25 protein-coding genes are annotated in these 25,657 nt (G+C 43.5%); 7 read left to right on the top strand and 18 right to left on the bottom strand.

All coding sequences use genetic code 11. The annotated features are described in order from the left end of the window. Positions 1–42 precede the first annotated feature (42 nt). The 7 genes from RDN79_RS04420 to RDN79_RS04390 all read right to left on the bottom strand — a co-directional run bounded on the left by RDN79_RS04420 (position 43) and on the right by RDN79_RS04390 (position 10,019). Entirely contained in the window at positions 43–1,188 is a 1,146-nt protein-coding gene (locus tag RDN79_RS04420; protein WP_250714215.1) for a YhcG family protein, read from the bottom strand. A gap of 156 nt (positions 1,189–1,344) precedes the next feature. Beyond that, a complete protein-coding gene (locus RDN79_RS04415) occupies positions 1,345–2,514 on the bottom strand; it encodes a hypothetical protein (RefSeq protein WP_298552801.1) in 1,170 nt (389 codons plus the stop codon). 172 nt (positions 2,515–2,686) lie between these two features. Beyond that, a complete protein-coding gene (locus tag RDN79_RS04410; protein ID WP_298552800.1) occupies positions 2,687–4,015 on the bottom strand; it encodes a hypothetical protein in 1,329 nt (442 codons plus the stop codon). Then, the gene (locus RDN79_RS04405; protein WP_298552799.1) at positions 4,006–4,983 is read right to left on the bottom strand and encodes a DUF6046 domain-containing protein; all 978 of its coding nucleotides are present in this window, start codon (positions 4,981–4,983) and stop codon (positions 4,006–4,008) included. The genes RDN79_RS04410 and RDN79_RS04405 overlap by 10 nt, the downstream gene beginning before the upstream one ends. Positions 4,984–4,995: 12 nt before the next feature. Then, a complete protein-coding gene (locus RDN79_RS04400) occupies positions 4,996–8,832 on the bottom strand; it encodes a phage tail tape measure protein (protein ID WP_298552798.1) in 3,837 nt (1,278 codons plus the stop codon). A gap of 278 nt (positions 8,833–9,110) precedes the next feature. Further along, positions 9,111–9,482 carry a hypothetical protein gene (locus tag RDN79_RS04395; RefSeq protein ID WP_298552797.1) on the bottom strand — a complete coding sequence of 124 codons (372 nt, stop codon included), beginning with the start codon at positions 9,480–9,482 and terminating at the stop codon, positions 9,111–9,113. Positions 9,483–9,536: 54 nt separating this feature from the next. Further along, positions 9,537–10,019, bottom strand: a complete 483-nt coding sequence (locus tag RDN79_RS04390) for a DNA N-6-adenine-methyltransferase (protein ID WP_298552795.1) — start codon at positions 10,017–10,019, stop codon at positions 9,537–9,539. Between the two features lie 233 nt (positions 10,020–10,252). Between RDN79_RS04390 and RDN79_RS04385 the strand changes: the two genes are divergently transcribed. Next, positions 10,253–11,260 (top strand): hypothetical protein, encoded by a 1,008-nt coding sequence (locus tag RDN79_RS04385; RefSeq protein WP_298552793.1) that lies wholly within the window; start codon positions 10,253–10,255, stop codon positions 11,258–11,260. A gap of 77 nt (positions 11,261–11,337) precedes the next feature. Here RDN79_RS04385 and trxA read toward each other — a convergent pair whose 3' ends face one another. From trxA to RDN79_RS04355, 6 genes are all read right to left on the bottom strand, one after another. Further along, positions 11,338–11,649 (bottom strand): thioredoxin, encoded by a 312-nt coding sequence (trxA, locus tag RDN79_RS04380; RefSeq protein ID WP_298552791.1) that lies wholly within the window; start codon positions 11,647–11,649, stop codon positions 11,338–11,340. A gap of 108 nt (positions 11,650–11,757) precedes the next feature. Next, a complete protein-coding gene (locus tag RDN79_RS04375) occupies positions 11,758–12,213 on the bottom strand; it encodes a hypothetical protein (RefSeq protein ID WP_298552789.1) in 456 nt (151 codons plus the stop codon). A gap of 9 nt (positions 12,214–12,222) precedes the next feature. Beyond that, positions 12,223–13,566 carry a DUF2586 family protein gene (locus RDN79_RS04370; RefSeq protein ID WP_298552787.1) on the bottom strand — a complete coding sequence of 448 codons (1,344 nt, stop codon included), beginning with the start codon at positions 13,564–13,566 and terminating at the stop codon, positions 12,223–12,225. A 3-nt stretch (positions 13,567–13,569) separates the two neighbouring features. After that, positions 13,570–13,884, bottom strand: coding sequence for a hypothetical protein (locus RDN79_RS04365; RefSeq protein ID WP_298552785.1), 315 nt, complete (start codon positions 13,882–13,884; stop codon positions 13,570–13,572). Positions 13,885–13,959: 75 nt separating this feature from the next. Then, positions 13,960–15,009, bottom strand: coding sequence for a hypothetical protein (locus RDN79_RS04360; RefSeq protein WP_298552783.1), 1,050 nt, complete (start codon positions 15,007–15,009; stop codon positions 13,960–13,962). A gap of 116 nt (positions 15,010–15,125) precedes the next feature. After that, positions 15,126–16,388 carry an ATP-dependent Clp protease proteolytic subunit gene (locus tag RDN79_RS04355; RefSeq protein ID WP_298552781.1) on the bottom strand — a complete coding sequence of 421 codons (1,263 nt, stop codon included), beginning with the start codon at positions 16,386–16,388 and terminating at the stop codon, positions 15,126–15,128. 539 nt (positions 16,389–16,927) lie between these two features. On the opposite strand from RDN79_RS04355, the gene RDN79_RS04350 reads away from it, so the two are divergent. Next, positions 16,928–18,133, top strand: coding sequence for an IS256 family transposase (locus RDN79_RS04350; protein WP_298552779.1), 1,206 nt, complete (start codon positions 16,928–16,930; stop codon positions 18,131–18,133). A gap of 149 nt (positions 18,134–18,282) precedes the next feature. Here RDN79_RS04350 and RDN79_RS04345 read toward each other — a convergent pair whose 3' ends face one another. The 5 genes from RDN79_RS04345 to RDN79_RS04325 form a co-directional block, all read right to left on the bottom strand. Next, on the bottom strand, positions 18,283–18,465 hold the full coding sequence (locus RDN79_RS04345; protein WP_298552777.1) for a hypothetical protein: 183 nt from the start codon (positions 18,463–18,465) through the stop codon (positions 18,283–18,285). Between the two features lie 81 nt (positions 18,466–18,546). Beyond that, positions 18,547–18,993 carry a hypothetical protein gene (locus RDN79_RS04340; protein ID WP_298552775.1) on the bottom strand — a complete coding sequence of 149 codons (447 nt, stop codon included), beginning with the start codon at positions 18,991–18,993 and terminating at the stop codon, positions 18,547–18,549. A gap of 1 nt (position 18,994) precedes the next feature. Further along, positions 18,995–20,137 (bottom strand): KilA-N domain-containing protein, encoded by a 1,143-nt coding sequence (locus RDN79_RS04335; RefSeq protein ID WP_298552772.1) that lies wholly within the window; start codon positions 20,135–20,137, stop codon positions 18,995–18,997. Continuing rightward, the gene (locus RDN79_RS04330) at positions 20,124–20,486 is read right to left on the bottom strand and encodes a hypothetical protein (RefSeq protein WP_057256218.1); all 363 of its coding nucleotides are present in this window, start codon (positions 20,484–20,486) and stop codon (positions 20,124–20,126) included. The genes RDN79_RS04335 and RDN79_RS04330 overlap by 14 nt, the downstream gene beginning before the upstream one ends. Further along, positions 20,483–20,914: a hypothetical protein gene (locus tag RDN79_RS04325; RefSeq protein WP_298552769.1), complete on the bottom strand. Its 432-nt coding sequence runs from the start codon at positions 20,912–20,914 to the stop codon at positions 20,483–20,485. The genes RDN79_RS04330 and RDN79_RS04325 overlap by 4 nt, the downstream gene beginning before the upstream one ends. Before the next feature lie 263 nt (positions 20,915–21,177). On the opposite strand from RDN79_RS04325, the gene RDN79_RS04320 reads away from it, so the two are divergent. The 5 genes from RDN79_RS04320 (at position 21,178) to RDN79_RS04300 (ending at position 25,415) form a co-directional block, all read left to right on the top strand. Next, positions 21,178–22,503 (top strand): DUF935 family protein, encoded by a 1,326-nt coding sequence (locus tag RDN79_RS04320; RefSeq protein ID WP_298552767.1) that lies wholly within the window; start codon positions 21,178–21,180, stop codon positions 22,501–22,503. A 4-nt stretch (positions 22,504–22,507) separates the two neighbouring features. After that, positions 22,508–23,326, top strand: coding sequence for a phage minor head protein (locus RDN79_RS04315; protein ID WP_298552764.1), 819 nt, complete (start codon positions 22,508–22,510; stop codon positions 23,324–23,326). After that, the gene (locus RDN79_RS04310) at positions 23,314–23,883 is read left to right on the top strand and encodes a hypothetical protein (RefSeq protein ID WP_298552762.1); all 570 of its coding nucleotides are present in this window, start codon (positions 23,314–23,316) and stop codon (positions 23,881–23,883) included. The genes RDN79_RS04315 and RDN79_RS04310 overlap by 13 nt, the downstream gene beginning before the upstream one ends. Then, positions 23,880–24,641 carry a hypothetical protein gene (locus RDN79_RS04305; RefSeq protein ID WP_298552760.1) on the top strand — a complete coding sequence of 254 codons (762 nt, stop codon included), beginning with the start codon at positions 23,880–23,882 and terminating at the stop codon, positions 24,639–24,641. The genes RDN79_RS04310 and RDN79_RS04305 overlap by 4 nt, the downstream gene beginning before the upstream one ends. Before the next feature lie 201 nt (positions 24,642–24,842). Then, on the top strand, positions 24,843–25,415 hold the full coding sequence (locus RDN79_RS04300) for a hypothetical protein (protein ID WP_298552758.1): 573 nt from the start codon (positions 24,843–24,845) through the stop codon (positions 25,413–25,415). Positions 25,416–25,657: the final 242 nt, after the last annotated feature.

Here is a 25,657-nt window from a genome sequence, read left to right as displayed (position 1 = left end):
GTGGAAACACTGCGGTAGGAATAATGACTTATTTTTTTACACTTACTTTCGATTTTCCAGATAACTGCAAAATTCATCTAACGAACGCTGCAATACATCTTTCGGAATCAACTGTCGTTTATATTCGGCAATCATTGTCGGACTTAGACTACGGCTGAGAGCATATTCAACAACCTGCCTTTTCGCACTCTCACACAATAAAATGCCGATACTCGGATTCTCATTGCTTCGTTTTACGTCCCTATCCAAAGCCTCCAGATAAAATTCCAATTGCCCCATGTAAGAGGGCTTGAATGGAGTCGATTTTAGCTCCACACAGGTGAGGCATTGTAAACCTCTGTGAAAAAAGAGCAAATCAATTTTATAAATTTCTCCGTCCACCTCCAAAGGGTATTGGCTACCCATATAAATAAAGTCCTTTCCACCTAATTCCAGAATAAACTCCTTCATGTGTTCCAGAATACCCTTTTGTAGTTGCTTCTCCGTATGCTTGGCCGGTAATCCTAAAAAATCCAGAATGGCCCGGTCTTTAAAATCATAACCGTTATTCGGATAAATCTGCTTAAATCCCACAGACTGACTCCGGGGACTTGAAAGGACTATGGAATAAGCATCTTTAGCTATAGCATTACCGAGTTCTTTCACGTTCAACCGTTCTTTATTTGCATAAAGCATATAAAAAATCCGTTCCGGAAACGTGCGGCAGGAAGCCATAATTTCTACATGGCTCGTCCAGTTTACCAACAGTAAAATACGGGGAAAACTTACGTTCGGCTCTAATTGTGTCATTTGAAATGACACAATTTCATCGTTCTGGTTATCAGGTATTTGTAATTGTGTCGTTTCTGATGACACAATTGACTTTACAAATGGAAGAGCTGCAATTTGCTCCGCAAACTCAGCACTGGAATAGGTCTCATAAAAAGAAACCATCCGGTAGAGGTTTTTCCGGCTGAATCCTCTGAGTGACGGGTCATTACGACGTAGAAATTCAGATAACTGTGTGACAACCTTACTGCCCCATTCTGAACTTTTTAACTTGGAAGAAACATAACTTCCTACTTCCCAACTCAAACGTAAGTTCTCTTCATTGACATTCTGTAACGCACGGGTACGATGATAAAGGATGATTTTCTGTACATCCCCGAACTGTCCTTCCAGGCTTTCCTGTATATTATCATTAGCCATATACTACTTATATCTTATTGTCCTTAAATTAATTAGGCGAATTAGCGCATAAACGCAAGTGTATATAGCACTAATCCATTCTGTCACAAATACTTTGCTAAGGTACAAATAAGATTTAATAAAATAGGTATTCTTGAACAAATCTCTTAAATCCATCTATTGTGTTTTTCGTTTAGCATCTTCTGCTTCTATTAATGGTTTATGCCACTGCCATAGCTCGTCCAAAGTTTTAATGTCTTGAGGAATAGGATTAGGCTTTCGGAAAGCCTCTGATGGCGTCATAGGCTGATACGCAGAAAAATAGGCTTCACTGGTTCTGCGTGGATTCCATGCCAAAGAAGAATCAAAATAACTTCTCGCAATATCATAATGTGTACCACAAATAAACCTATCCCATTTGTTTCTCAACTCATCTTCTGGTGAAATATCAATAATCTCAAATTGCTCCATAACTCTTTCGTCACCAGTTCCCCAAGCATCATTCAATAGTGTTACGGCTTCTACGTCCGTTGCAGGCGCACCAAATCCGAATATAGTAGCTCTGACGGCTTTGTACTCAGGGGAAAGATGATCTTGTAGATATTTCCATTGAGTCTTTATAAACTCATCTTGTTGATAATTCTTTTGAGTTATCGGATATAATAACCTTGAAGCAATAAACTCTTGCATATTTTCTGGGTTATACATCCCCGTTGGTCCAAATCTTTTTCCTGTCGAATCCCAGCCAATAGAAACATTCCCATGTAGGAAGAATATAGGAGGCAAATCATCAGTATATTGTCTGCATCTGCACCATGCTTGATATAGAAAAGGGTCCCAATTGAAGGTAGCAATAGCATCTTTAGCCCTTAGAGATAAGACTAAATAATCATAAATGGTAGGTTCGTCAGGCAATTTCATTGAACTAAAATAATCAAAGACTCTTTTTTCTATTTCTTTAATAAATTCAGAGTTGGGATTATCATTATGAAGATTACTATACAGTTTCTCGAAATTTGTGGCTTTTAGATTATCCGGGACTCTGGCTACAATATCTTGTAATCCCACAATCTCTATGAAGTTATTCATTGATGGTAACTTCTTGCCGTTTTTTTCAGGATTGCGTAATGAAGAAGCAATACTGGCTCCAGCTCCTAATATTACCACATGTCCTCCTCCATTATATACTTGCTTAATGCCTTCCTCTTTTGTCATTCCTACCATACTATTATTATTTACAATTATTTTTTTCACTGGTGTCAAAGGAATATTTTTCTTTTTTCTATTTCTATTCCTTCTTAGTTTTTTCTTGCGTTTAACAAATCTCTGAATTTCACTCTGTTTCATAATGCTTTTTTGCAAAAATACGATATTACACTGAAAACAATATTATGTTAGAAAAGAAATTCTAAAAAACAAATTGAAAATTTGAACAGAAATATATAAAAATAAAATTAGGAAATAAATAACTGGGATTGTGAATGTTCGAGCTATTAGTTAAGATAATCTCTTTCATCTCTTAATCCACCGACTTAATCTTATACGGTATTGTAATCTTCTGACGATACCCATTCACCCCGAAGGTGGTAGTTACCTCTTCCGTGATGTAAACTCCGTTTTTTGAAGGATTCCTCTCGTCAATCAATTCAACTTGCACCGCCGTATTGAGTGCCAGGTCTCCGAACAAGGTCAGACTGCCGGTTATCCCGTTCAAATTGTAATTTCTGAAATACTCGATGGTTTCTTCAACCAGTTTATCCGAATCGATTTTCATATTGGGCGACATATACGGCACAATAGTGTAAGTGCTCAAATCAACCTTAGTCTTGGTTTTCGCCCCCTCTGCCGTCGTATTCCCCGTTACCTTGTGCGTCTTCTTGCTGATTTGGGTGGCGTTTACTGTTTGAAACTCTTTGCTGCCTGCCACCGTAGGGTCGTAATCAGGATTCATGCGAATAGTCACCTCAAAAAACTTTTCATCCGAACCCAATGCTTTTCCCGTCACCGCTAAAAACTTCGGGTTGGTTTTCACCACTTTCAAACCGTCTTCCGCTACATGGTAATTGAAATAAATGGAGAAAGGCTTTGCCTCGCTGTCCTTCGGAAAAACGGGCTGGCTCTTGGAGGACGAATAAGGACGACCGATAGCGATGGTTGGCATATCGTCCGGTGAATTTTCATCGTATTTGAGAAAACAGTAAACTTTGTACTTGCTCCATTCCGACAATACATCCGCTACGGTAAAATTATCCGTAATCTTCACTTTTCCAATCTGAATATCAAACCGTTTGGTTTCGGAATGGATGGCGAACCCCGTATCTTTCAGTAACCCGTACTTGTCACCCAATACATCGTTCACGCTGACCGACGATTGAGTCTCGAATTTCGGAGCCTGTTTTAGTTTTAATTTGTAGGCCATGTTTTCACACTGAATCTCGAATTTGGATGCGGAATTATAGGCTGAAATATACCCGTCGAACATATTTTTCAATATTCCGTTGTAGCCGAGTTTAATGTTTACCCGTTGCCCGACTTTAAAGCTCACATCATTCATGGCCTGTTGGGAACTTCGCTTCTCAATGACTACACCGTCCTGCATGATTTCCGTACTTATCCGGCTGGCATCTTTGCCTTCGATAGTGGCATTCCCGATAACCGTACTTTGGTAAACTGTGCCTTTAGGAAAAGTAATCTTTGCCGTACCAATCAACTTTTTATAAGTCTCGACAATCTCCACCTCTTCCACTTCGGTCAGCACAATGGGGTCCTTAATCACCAGCGGGTTACTGGAATCTGCATCCCCGATAGTGATTTTGCAGCATAACACATCTATCATATCTATAGCCATAGTTTCGACACTTTTAAGAGGGAAGCCGGATCGATAGCCTCAGCTCCCAGTTTTGCGTATTTAATCCATTTGTTAGAGTGCTTGATAGCAACATCCACCTTTTCCTCGGCTGCCAGTTTCAGTTGTATGCTTTCCGAAGGTTCAACAGCCACGCACGAAAGGCTGTAAGGCTGCACATTCCGGCAATCCGTGGCGGAAAGCGAATAATTCAGCACAATCAGCTTGTCGATATTGAATTGCCGGAGTACCGTGTTCTCGCAATCAATCACCCCCTTAAACTGCATCAGCTTTAAAAACTTCGAGACTTCCGCCTCCGGATAAACATCGGCGTACTTGCTCGTGATTTTTCCGCTAATGGAAATTTCCAGGTCGCCGCCGCTGATATATTCTTTGCGGCTGCAATCACGGCCTTGTACCTGTGTCATCACAACGTTATTCTTGCTGCTCACCTGTACCATGGGCTGTAAATCCACGAAAGTGAACAGCCCGTATTTGCTGTTTTTCTCCACTTTGCCGGTAGCGGTATCGAAGTAATTCCCTTCTTCTGAAATAACAAGCTCCAGGTAATCCTGCACCACACGACCGACTATTGAATCCGTGTAATTTTTCTTTTTCGCTACGGCCTGTTGCTCACTGATTAATTGGTAGTATTGCCCGGTCTTATTTGCAATACTCGTCTGGGATTTGCTTTGCAGATACTGGTCACGTTCCTTTTGTTCCCAGTATTGCAGGAATCGGGGATACGAGCGCAATGCGCCGTATGCCAACTGCGAGGCCGTTTGAATAAGAGCTCTTTTCAATATCTCTTTATCCTTTGAAAAATAATGTACGGCACCGTCTTGGAACTCTGCAAGCCCCATACCCAAACCACGGCGGGCGGCATCGCTGATATAGCCGCCCAGTGATCCGTTGCTGATAATTCCCCCGCTTAGGAGAACCGACTTTCCTATATTAAATAATCTACTCATTGTCTTTACTTTTTAACCGTTCCAACTGCTGTCGAAATCATGGACGACATCGATTAACGCCTGGGCAAGCTGTTCTTTCAGATTCTGTACTTCCTCACCTTGTCCTTCCTTGCTTTTCAATAGATTGATAGCTTCCACACTTAGCAAATTGGTGATATTCACGATAACTTGCTTCGGCGCTGCCGAGGAGAGTTTTCCCGTACCGGAATAATTTCCACCGGCCAGCCCGTCGTCTGCTCCGGAATGATAACTGAACCCGTTCGCATTGAAAGGTTGGGGATCGGCTTCATCCGGCTCATTGGAAGTAAGCGAAGTCGTGAACCCCGCTTTTTGCATGATATTTTCCGCTATCTCTGCCGAACCGCCCCAGGTCTGACGCAGGGAAGAGGTGAAATTCACAACCGCATTATGGACTTCCTGATACCCGGCGAGTGCATTTTCCCGCTCTTTGTCCGTAGCTTTCTTTCCCAAAGCCTTTTGTACCCAACGGCCTTCCTTATCCTGATAGAAACCATTTTTGGTAAGCAGGTCAAAATCAAAGCCGTTGGCTCGTAAAGTAGCTTCAGCATTAGCCGGTGACGACATGATTCTCCGGTATTCCTCGGCTATCCTTGAAATCTCCGGCACTACCTTCGTATTCATGTACACCGCATAATCATACAGTTTGTAGGCATCCGCTTCCTTCATCTCACCGACACCTTTCTTGTAGATGATTTTGCCGTTCCGGTCTTTCGTCCAAAGGGTATTATCCAGGTTCTTTTCATCCTGACCGAACTTATTTCGGATGTTTTGGATAAACGCACCGATTTCTATATCCGTCCGGGCTTTTCCTAATTCAGCATAAGCCGAATTGACACGACCTTGGCTGTCTTTCTTGGCAAGTGTCCGGATAGCTTCACGGGTATCGTCCTGCCTGGCGTCGGAAAAGTTGTAAAAATCGTCGTATTGCGGACCGCCGTACTGTCCGGAATGGGCAGCACCGAAAGAAGAAAGAAAAGCCGTCCACCAGTTCCCGGTAAATGCACCGATCTTCTGACCGGATGCCTCTTCAATCGACTTCCCGGCTGTCAGTTCCTCAACTGCCTTTTTCGCATTCATGGCCTGCTTGTAGGTTTCCGTCAAAGATTTATTCAGTGCATCGATGGAAGGATAACGGTACTTCCGGTTCGCATCAATCTCTTCCAATACAGCATCTTTCGCCTCTTTCACTTTCCACGTCTTGTAGGCTACCCAACCCAGAGCGCCTACTAAGGCTGCTATCCCGGCTGTGGCAGCTACGGCAGTGGTTCCTAACGCACCGATGGAAGCACCGGCTCCGACCAGCCCGTTACCGGTAGCTACCTGCGTGGAGAACAAGCCCAAAGCTCCCCGCGACACCATACCACCCATGCCGGTGGATAGCAATGCCTGTCGCATGGCTCCTTTGCCTGTAACCCCGGCTGCGCTCAATGCCGAAACAATAGCGCGTTTACTTGCAAATGACATTCCTCTACCACCTCCCATCAGACCGCCCACCATTTGAATCACAGAACCTGCCGCCGACTGTTTACCGATAAAGCCTAAAGCAATTCCGATGTTGGTAAGTGCTCCGGCCAGTTTGAATAACTTTGTCGCTACAAATCCGGAAAATAGGAGTGGCTCAATCCAATGAAAATTGCGGGTGAACCAGCTTGCCACACTTCCCAAAAGGGAAAGTATATTCAGGATAGACTGACCGATAGATGTCAGTCCACGGGCAAATTCTGGGGCGCTGAATTTTGCAAGGAAGTCACGTAATGTCGATTTGATAATCGGCTCCAGGACTTCGTACCCTTGCATGAAACTTTCGGTAAGCTGTGAAGTGACCTGAGCCCACAGACCTTTTGTATTGTCTTGCTTCACTTTAGCCAGTTCGCTCGAAATTCCATGTGAGCCCCGGTTCTGTACGGTAAGTGTACGCAACTGGTCGTAATTACGCACAAACATCATGGCGGCGTTACCTCCGATTTTGCCGAAAATGGCCTGCATGTCACCGACGGTCGCGCCTTTCTTGTTCAGGTCTTCGAAAATGTCGGCAAGGGGACGGAGTTTCTCTACTTGCTTCCCGTAAATATCCCGGTATTCCGTGAATTTTATGCCCAACCGGTCTAATACCTTTTGTGATTCACGGGTGGGTTTGGCAAAACGGGTCGCCATGGCACGAAGCGAGGTTCCCGCCATGGTTCCTTTTACACCCATGTTTCCTAATATACCGATAGCTGCCGCACTCTCTGTAAATTCCACTCCGGCCATACGCATATATCCGGCGGCCATTTTGTACGACTCTGCCATTTCCATGACATTCACGTTCGACCGGGAAACAGTGGAAGCCAAAATATCAGCCACCGAGCCCATGCTCGTATTCTTAATATCATAGCCTGTTTGAATATTGGTCGCCAGGTCTGCAATCTGGGAAACATCGTTGTCGCCAATCAATGCCAGATTGACAATCGGACGGATAGAAGCATTGATAGCGTCTATTCCCATGCCCGCCATACTCAAATATTTTACCGCACCGGCAACCTCAACCGCCGTGAATTTGGTTTCCACTCCGATTTTACGGACATACAAAGCCATTTTCGTGAAGCGGTTCTCGAAAGTGGTTAAATCATTATCCGCTACCCGGAGGATACTCTGGGCGGAGGTCATTATGTTGGTGTACTCGACAGCCTTCGTCAGTTCCGATTTCAGGAAACCGTACATGGCATAGCCGTTGAGCATATACATCATCGGCAGGTTACGGATCGAAGGGGTACGCACGTATTGCAGGCGGTTGATAGCTGCCCGCTGCTTATTAGTCTGCCCAGTGACGACAGCCCGCTGTTGGCGTTGCGCTGCCGTCACTGCACGGGCGGCGCCTTGTTGTTCCAAACGGGTTTTCTCGCGTATGGCCCGTGCCGCATCGCTGGCGGCTTTTCGTTGTGCAGCTTCGTTCGCCTTGACCTGCCGCTGGCGATCCCATTCTTTCCCCTTCGCTTCAATCACGGCTTTTTGAGTCGTGAGCCGGACGGCTTCGTCCGCCCGGCGTTGCTCCGCTTTTTGCTTGGCTAATTCCCGGTTTGTTGCCAGCTTTTCCTGCAATTTCTCCGAAGCCTTCGGCGATAATACGTAAGGCTTTTCCGGATTATATAGTAAAGGAGGATGAAAAAGGGTATTGGCTGTCTGCGGAGCTACAAGGACATTCCCCTTTCCGGATGAAGGTGAGCCCATTTGCACACCCATGGTCATTTTGGAAGCACCTTTAAGCTGGCGCATCAGCCCCAGTAACTCTTTCAACCGCTCTTTCGCTACATCCGTTTTAATATTGACTTCACGGCCTTTTTCCAATGTTACCAGGGCAGCATTGATTTTTCCGACCGCTTTAGTAATGCGTTTTTGCGTCTCCATCATTGTTTTGACAGATGCAGCCGCACTTTTTTCAATTTCTGCTTTCCGGCTTTCAGATAACTTTTTATCTAAAAGAGTCTTGGCATTCGACTTTATTTTCTTGGTATCCAATGGGGCTTGTCCGGCATTAATAACCAGACTGATTCCTTTGGAAAGTTCCCCGATTTCTGTGAGTAAAGTCTTCACACGTCCCAGTTTTTCTTCCGTTCCCGACGTGTTAATATCCATTTTATAAGTATAATCCCGCTTCTTTCCGCCTTTTGTTCGGAAAATCTTATCAACTTCATTCACCATCTTCTGAATGTTTTTGATCGCGGGAGTCAAATCATTTTTAGCCAGAATCAGACTTTTCACCGAATCGGCAAACGCCTGCACCTTTTTAGTACCTTCGGTGGCCTCTACATTAATGGTATAGTTTACCTGATAGTTTTGCTCTTGGGACATACTTCTTTATTTCGGGTAGAATAGCCCATTACAGCAAATTCCGATTAAAAAGAAATCCCCTGCCTGCTAAAAAAAGCTGACAGGGGATTGGCAAGAAATAAATTAAGGAGCTGTTGTTGTAAGAGCGTTTGTCATCCGGCTTACGGTCATCTGTTGATGGAGCCATAGAGCCTCTTCGGAAAGCATCGCAAACTCTTCATCCGAGATGGTATTCAAATTGACGCCGGGAAAGTAGTGACGGATATAAATCGCCCGCTGGCGTATCCGTTGTTCATCCTTTACTTCCCAGCTTTGGATAAATTTACCAGCGTGGATTGGCGGGTAGTGATGATTTCCGATAACTGTCCCATTAAACCGAACAGGAACAGCGATTCATTATCTACCAGTTCCTTATCCCCGTCGAGAAAACAATCTCTGGCAAGGCTGCGCATGGCAGTCACCTCATCCTTTTTGGAAGCGGCCATAAATTTTGAGAACTGGGGAAAGGTCGGTTCGGCGAGATAAGCGACATACACTTCTTTCTCTTCACAATCCGGATCGCCCCAGACCACCATCGGATAGACTTTTCTGAGTTTCTTCTCCGCTTTGATTTCCAAAGCCTTTTTTCTGATTTGCTCTTCCTGAGCGAGCGTGAGTGTTTTTTCTTCCATTGTTTCTAAAATTATGATTCAGCCTCAGACTACCTGCTTTCCGGAAAAAAAGTTTTATAGCAAAACAAATTTTCCTTGAATACCGCAATTCTTTAGTACTTCACTATTCTTTATATCAAATGAAATCAAACACGACGGTGCTCCGGCAGTTCCGCCACGTTCACCGCTTACATGATGAAAAGATAATCTGCCTTTAATGAATAAAATTGAATGTGCCTTTTTGAATATCAATTCCTGAAACAACCTCGTTTCTGTCCGGGCAAAGGTCAGTGCTATCACATTCCGGTGTTCGGCACAACGTTCTATAAACTGTGCAATCAAAGCCGTATCATAGGGTGGATTGCAAAACACCCGTCCAAACCACGGTTGTCTCAATCCATCATCTTTAATCGTGTAGTGATTTGCTGCCGTCGGCCACGGTCGGTTGATAGGGGAACAAGGGTCCAAGTCAAAATCTCCCAGCTTTGCCAATAATTCCGGCGGTGTCAGCCATTCATTTTTGCCGGTACTCGAATTTCCTTCAAAAGTTACGTCCATTTATCTGTTTTCCGTTTATTCTTTGGCACAGAATAGAGGAATACCCTTTCAATAGTTTATTCAATCCTTTTCGACCACCCTTCAACATCCATTCGGAAAGAAAATCCCATCATTGGGAAATCCTTTTTCCCTCTTTCCTTTTAATTCTCTACCTTTCCCACCGTAAGTTCACACAACAAACGGCGTCCTCCGAAAAGCCGACGATAGAGTAGGAAAACTTAAAATTTGAAATTATGCCAACTGTACCTGATTGTTTAGGGATGGAATTCGAACTATCTACGCCTACAGTAACATTAAATTTAGGAACTGGTCCAGTAGAAGAGGGGGTTATTAAGGGAGTTTCTTTGGGAAAAATATTAGACGAAAAAGTAGATGTAACATTGGACCCTCGGACTGGATTTAGCGGACGGGGCAACGAACTTGTGGTAGTAGAATTGGTTTTAAACCATAAATTCTTTCCAGTTAAAGGATTAAAGAACTTTGGAGCAGAATTAGCAAGTGAAATTGACAGAATTGATATAAATAATTTTTTGTCATCTCTCCCGTATAAAACCAAAGAAGAAATTACGGCTACCACCTCCAGTAAAAAAACAAAAGTGGAACTAATGGTACATGTTACATGTAGCTGTCCGTTGGAATTTATATACGAAACGGATTATATGACTATGGAGGGAAGTATAGTAGAGGGGGCATACCATGTGTTAAACTCAAAAGGCATAAATGGAATCCAATATAAACAAATAATGTGTTTTGTCTTGTTATTCCAAAAAATGACTGAGGGGTGTGGACCAGTTCCAGCTAAGAGTGACCCAAAACAAAAGATGTATGTAATGAATAGAACTTCTTTTGGTGCTATATTTGCAAAATTTGATAAAAAACTTCAACCTATCATTATAGAGGCGTTGTCCGGATTATCTTACTATTCAGCCAAACAAATAAGCGAACATGCTGGTACTATAGGAGAGCTTTATCAATATTTAATTAAATTAAATGAGGGAACAAAAGAAGTATCCGATGATCCTACGTACTTGGCTAATGCAATGGGTGAAAAACTTAGTATTTCTGCATTAGGGGACACTTTTTCAGAAAACGGAGATTGGCCTATTTTTGAATTTAGAGGTTGCGGAACGGTCGCAAAAAGCGAATTAGTTCCTTATATAGATTTTGTACTAAAGGAGCTTGAGCGTCGAATAAAATGTTGTGTGACTTTTAGTACTTCTCCAAGAATGTGGGGAAAATAAATCTCCCACTTTTGCATTGTAATTATTGAGGCTGTCTCATCCTATCAGAGACAGCCTGGCTTGTATGATGTTTGTATCTAACTCATATTTCTTGCTTTCTTTCCAATCTCTTCCCGGCTCACCGCCCCAACAACCTTATCCACCACCTCACCGTTCCGGATAAACAATATCGTCGGCACACTCCGTATCTTAAACTGTACCGCCAAATCATTATTCTCCTCCACATCACACTTACCAATAATCACCCGCCCGTCATATTCACGGGCAAATTCTTCCATCATAGGAGCAAGAGCCTTGCAAGGACCACACCACTCAGCCCAAAAGTCAATGACCAAGGGCAATTCCGAACCGATTAACTTCGGAAAATTTTCTTCAGTAATTTCTACCATATATAAATGTATAATTTGCTAATTTTCAAAAGACTGCAAAAGTAGCCTTTTTACTCCATAAACAAAAGAAGCGTTACCGTAAAAAAGTAACGCTTCCCAGTTTTAACTTTAAATCGTGTCCCCATCACCGATTACAATGTCAAACGGGTTCAAATCGAACTCCTTCGTAATATTGGTATCGTCCTGCTGCGACTCTAAACCGTCTTCCGAGAAAATACAACCTTTCAACGTGACCGTCGTTGTCGTCCAATCGTCACTCGCCATCGGATTGGCAAAACTGACTATCAAATCGAATTCGCCTATATCCATCAAACTGCCGTAAGTGCTGCGTAGCATTTGCTGGGTAGCATAGTCCATAGTGATTGATGCAGAGTAACTTATGTTTCCAAACCCGCGACTCACTGGCTTTCCGCCCATGCCGTAATTGCTCTCGATTTTTCTCTTTTTATTCCATTTGATACCGGAAACCCCTTCAAGCGTACTACTTCCTTCCTCGATACCGAGGGCTGTCGATGCAAGGGTAATCATCGACCAGCTATACGCAACGTTATTAATTATAGCCATATTCTGCGATTATTTAGCGGTTAGTGATAAGCCTTCCTCGACATAGATTTTCACGGCGACACCGACCGGCACGATGACATAGCTGATGCGCAGCGTATCGTCAACCAGCACATTCTGATTAGCGTCGATATTCACGGCATAACCAGAAATTTCTTGTGCCGCTTGCATCTTTGCCAGTATGTCACCGATTAAAGTCTTGAAAGAGGAGATTTTAGAGGGAGCCAGAAATCCGGTAGCCGGATTAACCATAAGTGGACTGTTCACGTAAGGCAACAAAGCGGCACGAACAGCCCGGCGGCTTTTGTTGATAGTACGGTTACGGGCAATTGTGCGATAATCCCCCACGGAACAGGTCTGGTCTTTACTGATATAAATACCGTTTTCTCTCCCTGAATATTTTATCGGGAAAATATACCCCTTTTCGTCCAGGTCATCCAGTAACACGGGCGAAAGCGATTCGTACATGTTCAAGCTCGTGAAATCTTCATCGGCGGTCAGATTAATATCTCCGAAACCAAGCTCGATATTCTGGAAATTATCGTCGAACAGATTGAACGTGCGTACCCAGGCTACCGATTCGTGAACATTGGCACGGGCGATTGCTCCCATCATAGCCCCAAGGAACCCTACCGGAGTATTATTCACGTTTCGCTTTTGCATCATGGAAACCGGAGCGCAACGGGCCTGACCGAATATCACGCTGATGCGGCTCGCTTCACATATTGCGGTCGGTATTTTATTCAGGTCGATTTGCTTGCCGTCGCTGGTGTCACTGCCGGTATTAGACGGATTGGCACACAACACAATCGAAAGAGGCTGGTGCAGGTCGGCCATTGCTACAGCCTTGTCGTTTAGCGTCTTGACAATATTCAGATTGTACTTCTCTTCCGCACCGTTCAATTTCCAGAGCGGTTGCTCGGTCCATACACCCAACTGGTTAATCAGCCCACCGGCAACTCGTTGCATAACATCGATGGCATCCCACGAAGCGGAACAGTCGGCAAACATGACGTACAGCTTCCCGTTGCCATCGACATTACCGCTCATGCGGAAGAACTCACGGATGTGATATGCCGGAATACCATGGAAAAAGTTTACATTATTCTCGTCTTCTTCCGTTGTTTCAACACGTTCGATAATACCGAAATCCTGAATGGCCGATTTGAAGTTCGTGATGTAAAGTACATCATTGAGTTTCAACTTCCCTTCGTTATTCTTGCCGTACCCTTCCCTGAAAAGGTCGGGTTGCATAGACACGTCGAAGAGCAACCCGGTCACTTTTTCCTGACCGGATGCACCGCTGTAAGGGATATTCCCGTCGGTGTCTTTTATAATTACGTTTCCTATTGCCATAAATTACTGATTTTTAGATTTGAAGAATGGATTTTTGTACAGTACGGCATCCCCTCGGATAGCGGCGGGAGTGTCGGGAGTATAGGCTCCTCCGTGACGGTCCACGTACAATGCCTCGTGAGCCGGGAATGATTGAAGTACGCCAAGAACGAAGCTATCCGGTTCCGGCTCACCTGGTTTCTCTTTCCCTTTTTCAGCGGGTGGAACAACTTGCGGTTGCGGTTCGGACGGCTGAATTGATGTATCGGTGTCAATTGGTTGAAAGGATTCAGCCCCCTCCGGGAGCTGTGTTTCTATGGGATTTTTTTGTTTAGCCATGATAAATGATGAATTAAAAAAGGGAGATGGAGATTGCTCCACCTCCCTGTGATTAAAGAATTTGATAAAATGGTTTTAGACTGTTTTCTTGTAAGCCGTATGAATGACAATCTCTCCCGGACGCACGATATTTACGTCCATTTTCATCCTAAGCTGGAAAAAGAATAATTCGGAATTGGATTGCAGACGGTCTACTTTCAAGACTTCAGTGTCGTTGGCAAAATCTACACCCATCCAGAGGTTCGACTCCATGCCGGTGTTGAACTCTCCCAACGTAATCGTATGTTCGGGGATACCTACAATCGGTATGATTCTCTTGCCTTTGAAGCGGTAACGGTTCACTTCGGTATTTTCAGAATATTTCACCTGCTTGTCGGAAATGTACTGGTCGTAGGCATCCCAAGCGTCCCAGCCAATTACAAATGCAAGGCTTGTCTTTTTGCGGATCTGTTTAGGGCACTTTTTCCACATGGCGTAAAGGGCCTTCTCAACAGCCGCACCGTCGGTCAGTTCCGTATTGCCGGACACGATACACTGTCCCCCCGCGATAGTTGCAGCATCCGTGGCATTGACATTATCAATGATTCGTTTAATGATGCCGTCGAAATATTTTTCTTTACCTCTGCCGATTTGAATAGAATCTGCCGGAGCAGTGATACCGGCATTTGCCGCTCCACCTTTAGCCGCCGTCCAGATAGCATTTCCGATGTACTCGTTCTTCTTATCCATTAGCAAACGGAGCATCGTAGCCTGAATCTTGGGGTCTAATTCCCTGAAAACCAGATTTCCGTCGGGCTGGGCGAACTTCCAGTATTTTTCGTAGTCTCTGGGATTAAATTCGAGATAAATCATAAAATCGGAGGGCTCCAGATAACGCTCTGTAAAGGTGTATTCGTTCTCTCCGTTTTCACCTTTCTTCCCGTGGTTACTGGTAGGGGTCGGAACATTATCCTGGATAATGTCGCCTAACTTGATGGCAGGCAGCGTGTATTTGTGCTGGATGCCCGATTTGATATGGATAAGACCTTCTCTGAAAGTGTCGTTACCCTGCGCGGTATAGGAGATTAAATCTTCTAAGACTTCGCCATTATACCCGTTTTGCAAAAAAGTTGTTGTATCAGCCATTGTTATGGTAGTTTTTTGATTATTCGTTGATCTTCAGCTTAATCTGCACTACCGTATGCGCCAATACGTGTGTTGTGTCTGCCAGCGGGCAACACGTCATATAATAAAGGTAGAAGTTACTGTATCTTCTTGAACTCGAAGTTTTCACCCACGACCTGCGTCACCTTTTCAGCTATCTTGTCCTCGGCGGTTTTCAATGCGCCTGCCGCTGCCTGGATATTCGCCGGATCATTGGCAATCTCTTTCGAAATCTGTTCCCGGTTCGGAATGGAAGCCAGTGTCCTTTCCACCAGTTCCGGATTGCTCTCGGCCATAGCCAGCCAACCCTCTTTCGATTCAAGGGTAATCTTACCGGCTTCGATAGCCGCCTCGATAACAGACTCGTTTTTCGCTTTCTTTTCGGCTGCCTCTTTTTGCTGGTAAGCCGAAAGCGATGCCGTGGCGGTGGTGAGGTCTTTCTGTAAATTGGTGATAGTGGCATCTTTTCCGGCTATCACGGTCTGGGCATCCGTGAGGGACTTTTCCGTCTCTTTCAACTTCGCTTCAACCGATACCAGAGTATTCAGACGGGCCATTACATCCTTCACTTCATAATTGTCTTTTAACCCAAGCGTAGCTGCAACGGCAGCGTATTCCAGTGAATTTGTCTTTTCTGTACTCATGTTCTTATTAATTTCGTGTAGATTAGTGGTTTCTTCATCAAAAAGTTTATTGCCCTCTTCCGCCGGAAGGGAAGCACTGATTGCAGTCATCAAAGTTTGAATGCGGGTAACATCTTCAACCCCCGATAACTCGTTTTTTACACGTTCGCAAATCTGCTTGGAGGTGTGCAACACACTCTCTGCCGGGATAATTCCCGCCCGGACAGCTCCGGCTGCATCGAAAAAAGTTCCGTCTTTCTCTGCCGCCCCGTCCATGATTGCCCTGACAAGCTCGGCCTTCAAACCGAAGCGCTTGCGATAAATGGTTTCAATTTGCTTGGTAAAAGCCTTCACCAGTTCCGAAGGCTCTTTTTCTTCTTCGCCATCGGGCTGGAAAGGGTTGTGAATCATTAGAATGGAATAATCTCGCATCAAAGACTTATTTCCGGCTGCCCAGATAATCGAACCCATAGAGGCGGCCATACCCTCGATGATACACTCCGTGGGAACCGTCGAGTTCTGAATGGTAGAGTATGTACCCATGCCGTACAGCACAGAACCGCCCTCGGAATTGATAAGTACCCGGATTAGGGAAGGACGGACTACATTCTCCAGATAATCAAATTCATAATTAAACTGGGTGGTAGAGTCTTCTGTTACTTTGCCAAAAAAACGGATCGTCGCGATTCCCCCGTTTTTAGCTTCACCGACTATGTTTTTAAATTTTTCCGTATCCATAAATTTACTTTGCGGCAGAATAGGCATTTCAAAACAAAAAAGTTTTTTCGGGAAGCTGAGGAGCGTGGGTACGTGGACGCGGGCACGTCAGGAACGGAAAGGAATAAGAAAAAGACTTTTTTAAGAACCTGGGAAAATAGCTGGTTTGAGTAATAACCTTAGCAGTCTTCTGCTTGAAGTGTGATACTGGAAGTGGCTTGAAGCTCGTAATAACAAGAATACTTCAAAAGGAGTCCTTCATAGTTCCCACAAGTGGAAACTATGAAGAAAGAGAAGAGAGAAAGGGGTATAAAAGTAATAATCTTCACTTCGTTCAGATTATACTTTTATACCCCTAATGACAACCAAATATCCCTTGCGGTCTATTTGGTTGTATTGATTTTATAAGTTCCTTTTATAAAGATAATATTATAATATATATATAATACATGGTAGTTGCCGGAATTAGGGACTATCCATCTGATTGTGTAAATAGAAAACTACGGGATTTTTCTCGTGGTTTTTTTATTTATGTATTAACTTTATAAAAAGCAGATTTTATGGACATTCCCAAAGAATTTTTAAGTAAAGAGTTTCTGTCCCAATTTAAGACAGGTGAAGATGTAACCGCTTTCATGAAAGAGCTTCATACTCGTGTATATGAGCAAATGTTGGAAGCAGAGATGGATAATCATTTAGGTTATGAGAAACACTCCAATAAAGGAGATCATAGTGGCAATTCCCGCAATGGTAGTTATAAGAAGCAGATTCAAACAGAGATGGGTGAATCTGTTATTCAGGTTCCCCGTGATAGGGAAGGCGACTTTGAGCCTGTTGTAGTTCCTAAGCACCAATCCCGCGGTTTATCTATCGAACGTCTTGTCATCTCTCTTTATGCCAAAGGCATGAGCGTCGCTGACATTGAGTCGGAAATGCAGGAAATATACGGTATAAATCTCTCCACTTCTGCCATCTCTATTATTACTAATAAGGTTAGCCAGGCTGCTTCAGAGTGGCAGAATCGTCCTCTGGAGAGCTTATACATGATTGTCTGGATGGATGGCATCGTATTCAAGGTTAGGGAAAATGGCAAGGTTATCAACAAGACTGTTTATCTCTGTATAGGCCTGAATAAGGATGGTTTAAAAGAGGTACTGGGTATGTGGGTTGGTAAAAACGAGAGTGCTGCTTTCTGGATGGGAGTTTTAACGGATCTAAAAGCCCGTGGCGTAGAAGATATTCTAATTACTGTTACTGATAACCTGAATGGGTTTACAGAAACCATCAAGAGTGTGTTTCCTGCCTCTACCACCCAAATATGCGTGGTACATCAAATCAGAAATTCCTGTCGCTATGTGGTTTGGAAAGAAAAAAAGGAGTTCACTTCTGATCTAAAGAACATTTATAATGCACCCACTAAAGAAGCTGCAAAGATGGAGTTAGATAACTTGGAGCAAAAATGGGGCAGTAAATATCCCTATGCAATACGCTCATGGAGAAATAATTGGGAAGAACTAACCGTATTCTTTGACTTTCCAGTTGAGATTAGAAAGATTATCTATACCACTAATCTCATTGAAAACCTAAATGGAAAAATTAGAAAGTACACTAAAAATAAGCTATCATTCCCAAATGATGAGGCCTTAAAAAAATCTGTGTATCTGGCTATTACAGAAATCGAAAAGAAATGGTATCAACCTATTTGGAATTGGGCGTTGATTTTTAACCAATTTATAACTATATTTGAAAACAGGATCCAAGTATAAAACCTGAATCCTGAAGTTTTCTATTTACACAAAATAGTGGACAGGGCCCGGAATTAAGGTAATCGGAATATAATACCATCAACCAGTATGTTACAAAAAAGAGATGTAGCCTTGCCGTACATCTCCTTTCCTTTTGAAATCGCCTTCCCTTATTCCTGCAAATTTGGATTCACATAACAGAAATGCCGCTGCCGGTCCACCATCCATTTGTAAACCTGAAACCCTTTCATACGGGCATACTTCCCGACGTTCACCCGGTTGATGTGCTTAAAGGAATGTTGAGCCATGTGTGCGGCCATTTCCTCATACGTCATTGTTCGCTTTAGTTTCATACCATTGAATTTAATTAGTGTAAACTAAGGCAAGATTAGTTCAACTGGGAGCAATTAGTTTAATCCGGAACTTTTTTATTGCTACCCATCCTCGAAATAACTGAATACCTCTTCAATCACAGGTAAATTTTCTTCTGCCAGCCATTCTTTCGCCACATTATAAGCCAAACTTTTACTGAAACTATAATTTTCCTTTGTGATTGAGTGGTGAGATAAGCGTCCTTCCGTAGGTTTCAGGCCCTTATTATGAAGTTCGCACAATCCATCGTGATAAAAAACACACCAGCCTTCCTCTGTCGTGACAATCTGCACCATGACAATAGGGTGTCTCATCCGTCCCAAAAGCATACCCACACACCAGAAACTTACAGCAAGTTTATCCCGGTAATCGGCTTTTATCAACCGTAATATATCCTCCGGTGTACCTAAACAAGGAGTACGGCATTGGTTACGGCAAGCCTCACATTTACAGGCACTGGGTTTGCGTCCCGTCTTACGGATTATTTTATGAATGATACTTTCCCCCATATTAATATTCTTCCGGATGTTTGGAGCGCCATAACTCAAGAATATACTCACGACCGGCAGGAGTCCACCGTTTAACGCTACCGGTAGGATAAACCTTACCATTCTTTTTCTCCCACATATACGGCACGTCACATTGCAAAGCCTGATAAGGAGTGAAAACCACCCATTGCTTCTTTTCAAACTTCACGATATTATTTTCTGCCAGAAAACGATGCAACTGGACAGTTGTAATTTGTAGCTCCTCGGCAATTCGCCCGCTCTTAAAACAATCCCGATCTTCCACGTACTCCTTATAAAAAGCAACTTTAGGTTCGTCTTCACGAATCTTTTTCGCTTGGTCCGCAGCCAACATCAAAGCCTCTTCAAAATTCTGTGGAACGGGGAAATTACTCACGGCCTCACTGAAACTGGAACAACGGTTGCGATGAACCGGCATCGATGCGTAACCCTTGGTTACTAATTCTTCGATACGACTGTTACACCAGGCAGAAAAATCCGGGGACAACCAACGGGCAAACTCCATGGCAAGCGATTCCTCAATCCAGGTCGCCCCGGTGTTTCCACGGGTAGTCATAATCTGACTTCCCAAAGAAATTGAATCTCCTCGACGTACAAGTGCCTCTCTGAACTCCTGTGTCGCTGCGAGACGTAACCACTCCGCTGGTAACTTACCGAAACTACGGGCCATCTGCGTGGCATTAATCATCGTTTTTCCGCCATCCGTCTTAAAAGTAATTGGAAACTTGTCTTGATAGTTGAAAATGATTGCTTCCCTCGTTTGGGATTGAATGGATGGTCTGACTGATATATTCGATTCCATACCTACAGGCAATCCATTAATCCATTCCTGCATACGATCACATACTTTTGCAATCTTACCGTTTTCCGTTCGGATAACCTGAAGCAGGTTATGCACGTCGTAGGGTTTCACTCCCCAGCGGTTACGCCCCCCTTCTTTGAAAGCTATTCGGAAAGAGGTTCTACAAATCCGCATCGCCTGACCGCTATCCATCATACATACACGGTCTAATGCTTTCAACAGGTCATTCAGGCAAAGCCAAACAACGGTTTCGTCTTCATGGAGTATCGCGCGAATGGATGACTCCTCAAAAATCAAGCTCTTTAAAATATCATTTGTCATCATGGTCGTTATTTTCAATATGGTTGTTTTTACATTTCTGGTCATTTATCTTTTTACGTCTTGCCATCTCCCGGACGGAATGATAGCGTCTTTCAACATGACACATCTGGTCATAATCCTGCAATTTCAACGTATCCAAATCCGTAATTTCAATCTCAATGTCCGGATGAATATGTCTGAAATAAAAACTGCCTGCCGAAATATATCTTCCTGTACAGGCAAACGATATCGCCTGCGCGTTAGTCTTGGATATTTCTGAGGCGCTTCGAATAGATCGGGTTATACCGACTAAGATGTAAGCCCCGTTAAATATCAGAACGGGCTTAGGTTGATGAAATGGACTTCTCTTCATTCGTCTATCAATTTAAGTAATTCGTCTTTCGTTAATCTGTTTCTGATTGCCTGTACAATACGAGTGTCCGAAAGAGTAACACCATCCAGAAATAGTTCTGACATCCTCTCTGTCATATAAACCCCGAAAGCTGGATCTATATAGCCGACGAAAAGCAAGGCCAAAGACTGATCAATTAATACGTGCCCCGTTGCCTCATCCGTTACCATAATCTCGTAGTCCGGTATCTCGTAAATATCCTTTACACTCTCGAACCAAAAAGAAAACTTTCGGGCGAAATCAATTGCCGAATGCTTCTTACTGTCACCTTTTTCAGCGATGTAAGTCGTTGCGTCAAAATAGATTAACCCTTTTTCGGATGTTCCGAAAAGCAATTCCGGGAACTCCATGTACTTTACAGTAAATGGAGCTTTTGTTCTAACTTTCATTCATAACTTCCACTTTGTTTTAAATTTACTGCTGCAAATATAGATAAAAACACGTAATAAATTTAAGTTTTTAGCTCTTTAAATATTTGTGTTTCAGCTAATTATAGCACAATAACGCACACAATGATACTATTTCAATGTACATACAAAATGAAAATTTCCCACCCTGTCTCCGACTGGAATACAACCAATCCGATGTGTAAGTAAATAATGCCATCAACATTTTTTTTCGGATAAAGGTATTCTGTACGAAATAACAATAAATGCAAGTAGTTACATCCGAAAACTCATTCAATGGAGAACTGTTGGAAAGCATCTTTCGCACTTCCAAAAAAACTATCGTCGAATACGTTCGCGAAATCGAAAGGAACAATCGTTATAAGTCAGTTCGACAAGACATTACGTTAGGAACGATACTGGACGACCGTTCCCGGTTAATAGACCTCTACGAAGCCTGCCTCGAACAGGACGCACATATACGCTCCGTCGTAGAGACGTTGGAATCCCAAATCTTAGGAGACCGGTACATGCTGGCCCGGATCAATGAAAAAGGAAAATACATCAAAGACGTAAAATACACACAGAAAATTCAAGGCACACAATTCGATAAAATTGTCAGAGGAATCGTTGAATCCAAACTCTACGGCTACACGCTGATAGAGATAATGCCTTATATCGATCCCAAGACCGGAAAATTGGCAGAAGTCAATCTGATTGAACGGAGAAACGTACTGCCCGACCAGTACACCGTGGTCAAACGGCAAGGCATTTGGTTGCCCAACTGGAATATAGCCTCGCCTGCATATAATCAAAACTACATTTTGATAAATTCCGGCACAATCGGCTTATTTTCAGCAACAACACCTCTTATCTTGGCGAAAAAATTTACCGTCGCAAATTATGTCAACTTTGGGAGCACGTATGGGCAACCGATTATCCATGGGAAGACCATCTCAGAAAGTAACAGCGACCGTAAACGCCTGGCGAACGATATAGCCAACGCCGCACAAAACAAAGTGGTAATCACGGGGATAGACGACGAGATAGACATCAAGACCTTCACAATGAGCAACAGCGAGAAAATTTATACCTCGCTGATTGAATTTGCCAATAAAGAAGTTGCCAATTTGATATTGGGTTCTGAATCAATGGCAGGTGGTATGCAAAGTTACGTTGGAAGTACGAAAGCCCATCAGGACATTTTCAGAGACAGGATCGAGGTATATCGCAGGTTTATCGAAAATGTGATGAACGAAGAAATTATACCTCGTCTGGTCGCAATGGACTATATTCCTGATGGATTGGAATTTAAGTATTCCAACAGGATTGAAATGAATAACGAAGATAGAATCAAGCTCTATCAGTTAATCACAGATAAATACGAAGTCAGTGCCGACGAAATTGAAAAAGAGTTCGGTATCAACGTGGGAAAACAACTCAACGTCGTCCCCACAATGGGGGCAGCAGGAACCGGAACACCTGTTCCCTCTGGAGGAACCCATGACAGAGGCATTATGTCGGACGAAGAGTATTTTAGGCGCTACGGTCATTCCAGAGGCAGCCGGATAGCCAACTTTCTTAAAGAGTAATTACATGGCAGAAAGAGTAGAAATAAAACAGGAAGACAAAAGCCGGGAAGAGTATTTGCTGATTCTCGATGCGTTCCGCCGCATGGTCTATAACTTCGAGAACAGTGCCGAACGCTGGGAGGTATTCGATGACATCGTTACCTTCCGGGCATCTTTCCTGATTGACCGGGCACTTTCCGGTTTACGGATAGATTTTGACCGGGCTTTGGAAATACTGAAAGGGGGCAACAACCATATAACGGCAAGGGAAGAATCCGAACGGGACACCCTGATAGCCGCTATCGACAATCTGGTCGATTTCGCCACAGCCGAGGAAACAGCTATGATGCGGGAGTTGCCCGACGAACTTGATTTGAATGATATGGAAACTTACGAAGAAGTTTGTCGGAAATATAACGAAACCTATGCGGAAACAGAGAACAGTCAGGTTCTTCATGCGGCCACTATCGCCGCATGGTGGATGGGAACCTCTGCCGAAACCATTATTACATTCAATACGCAGTCTGACGAACGGGTCAGGCCCTGGCATCTGTCGCATGAAGGAGTATCCTATCCTAAAAGTGAATTTCCGCCCGAACTCATTCCACCGATAGAATGGGGTTGCCGGTGCTTCTTGACAGCAAATGGTTTCGGTTCTGTTTATGGTGCTCTGGTAAAGCCCGATTTTAAGGGAAAGGTAAACCCGATATTCGCTGAAAGTCTGGCAACGGGTGGACGGATATTCTCACCGGCTCACCCGTATTTCTCACATACACTGCCGGTAGAAGCTCTGAAAATCAAACAACGCATTAAAAACAAATTCGGAATAGTATGCCTGCAATAACACTGGATGAATTTTGTAACCAATGGGCCCGTGGCAAAGATGTTCGTCCATTCCATAGCCTGCTGGCAAAGAATGCCGAGGATTTTGTCACCCTGGCCGGAGAATATGCCCTGAGTCGTTTTCGTACCTCTTTTGCCGAAGGTGGTTTTTACGGCAGCGGAACAAAATGGGCACCCCGTACTTCCAAGTGGGGAAAGAAATTCACGCATCCGGTATTGATTGACAGTGGAGAATTGAAAAGTAAAATCAAAGGACAAAAAAGCGAACTCGGTGCATACAGCACGTTCGGAAAACGGGACTACCGCCGACGCTACCATTACGACATCTGGACGGAAGAAGAAAGTCAGACCATGGATGGGCATCGTGGAAAGAAAAAAGGAAAATACAAGAACTACGCAGCCGTACACAACACCGATCCGAAGTTCGGATTATATACAGTGCGTAAAAACTCGCTCAAACGTCCGGTGCATAGACAATTTATAGGGCACAGCCCCAAACTGCTTGATGCTATAAACAAATTATTCGTGCCAAAAATATTTGATGGATTTCCCAAATGATTAAAGATAAGAAACAACCCGAAAAGCCAGTCGAATCGCCGGAACAGCCGACTATCCAGACTCCCGAAACAGTGCAAAAGAATCCTTTTGCAGAAATGTACTATGCCGTTAAACGAGCGATACTCACTATCCGGGAAGATCCGGAAAACCCGCTATCGCCCCCGTTCTTCAAAACCATTGCCATAGACAACGGACAATACCTTCGTATCATCCGGGACACCAACATGGGAATGGAAGTAGCGTTCCCCGCTATCTTCGTCCATTTCGTCAATGTCCGCTACCTCGTCCAGCAGCAGCGCATCGGCGAAGGACGGGCAACCATGCGGGTACGTTTCATCCTCAACAACCTCAATAACTCCGACCCGGAACAGGAATGTATTCCGTTCGATGTTTTTCAGAGAGTGAATGTTGCTATTCAGGATGCTAAAAACCACGAACCCGCACTTAACGAGCGTTGTAATTTAACCTACTTCGACATGCCGCAAACCACTAACATGCTCCAGGCGTACTGGGTGGATTATGAAGTCTGGTTCCGGGAAACCTCAGCCTGGAAATACAAAGACTGGATTGAACGTTACCTCGTCATGCCCCCCTTCACCAACCACTCCGACGCCCCGGAACACAACGAATCCGCCCACGGCAACCACCCCGAACCAACCTACAAGCAAGCCACCGGTTACGTCCCCTCCGTCGAAGTCGATGAACCCGAACCACCCGACGACATCGACAAAGCTGATGCTACCAGTGCTATTTCCTAAACACCCCCACTCATTTCTTCCATCCAGAATCCGGCACACCAACCGGATTCTCTCTTTTTTCCATTCGGAAGACCATTCGGTCATTCGGAAAATTCATTTCCCATTCTCCCTCTAATTCCTTACCTTCCCCCTTGCAAACTCACAGGGCGGTCTCCGAAAAGCCTAATAATAAACAGAGTAGGAACAATTACAATTAATATTATGCCACAAGATCATGATTGGGCTTTAAGAGCACCTAATTTTCATTTTAAACCGCAAGATTATGTAAATTCATGTTTCTCCGCATGTTTACAAATGGCAATGGCTAATTTTGGTATTATTGCTCCTGTAGGCAGACCAATTGAGGACCAATTTAATAACTATATGACAAATGATTTGCAGCTAAATAATCTTGATGTTGCAGCTCCAACCCCGGCCCAAGTCCAAAACTTTATATTGAATACTAATTTTCTTGGAAAAGACTACCTTACCTTATTAAATTGTGTAGATAATATAGATGAAAATGCTTTCGAGTATATAAAACAATTATTCCAACTTCGACGTAATATTGCGCTGATTGGTGCTATTAGAGTCGGAGGAGGACATGCAACTGCAATTATAAAATGTAAGGGATTCTTTGTCGCAATAAACCCTGCTGAATTTGAAGGAAATTGTGTACCTACAGCGTTTAATAATATAGTCTCAATAGATGTAAATGATAATATAGTTGGAATTGATTGTAACAGTACATGGTGGTCGAACATGGATTATTGTTATATCATTAGTAATCGTTAATTAGACAAATAGAAATTCTAAAAAACTGCCTATAATGAGGTTGTGGAAATAATAATTATGGATTTCCGCAACCTCAATAGAGTGAAAACAATATTTTATATTAATCATTATTGATTTTCGTACTAAACTAAGCAAATAAGTATAATCCAAACAACGTCTAACAAGTTTCAGTATTCTTCATATATAATATAGCTACTCCTATTTACAATATAGTATATACATTCCCTCGAGACAAAATATTC

It is taken from the genome of uncultured Parabacteroides sp. (assembly GCF_902493135.1).
Lineage (GTDB): Bacteria > Bacteroidota > Bacteroidia > Bacteroidales > Tannerellaceae > Parabacteroides.
The sequence above is the reverse complement of the archived record's forward strand: the minus strand, read 5'-3'. Positions and strand labels throughout refer to the sequence as shown.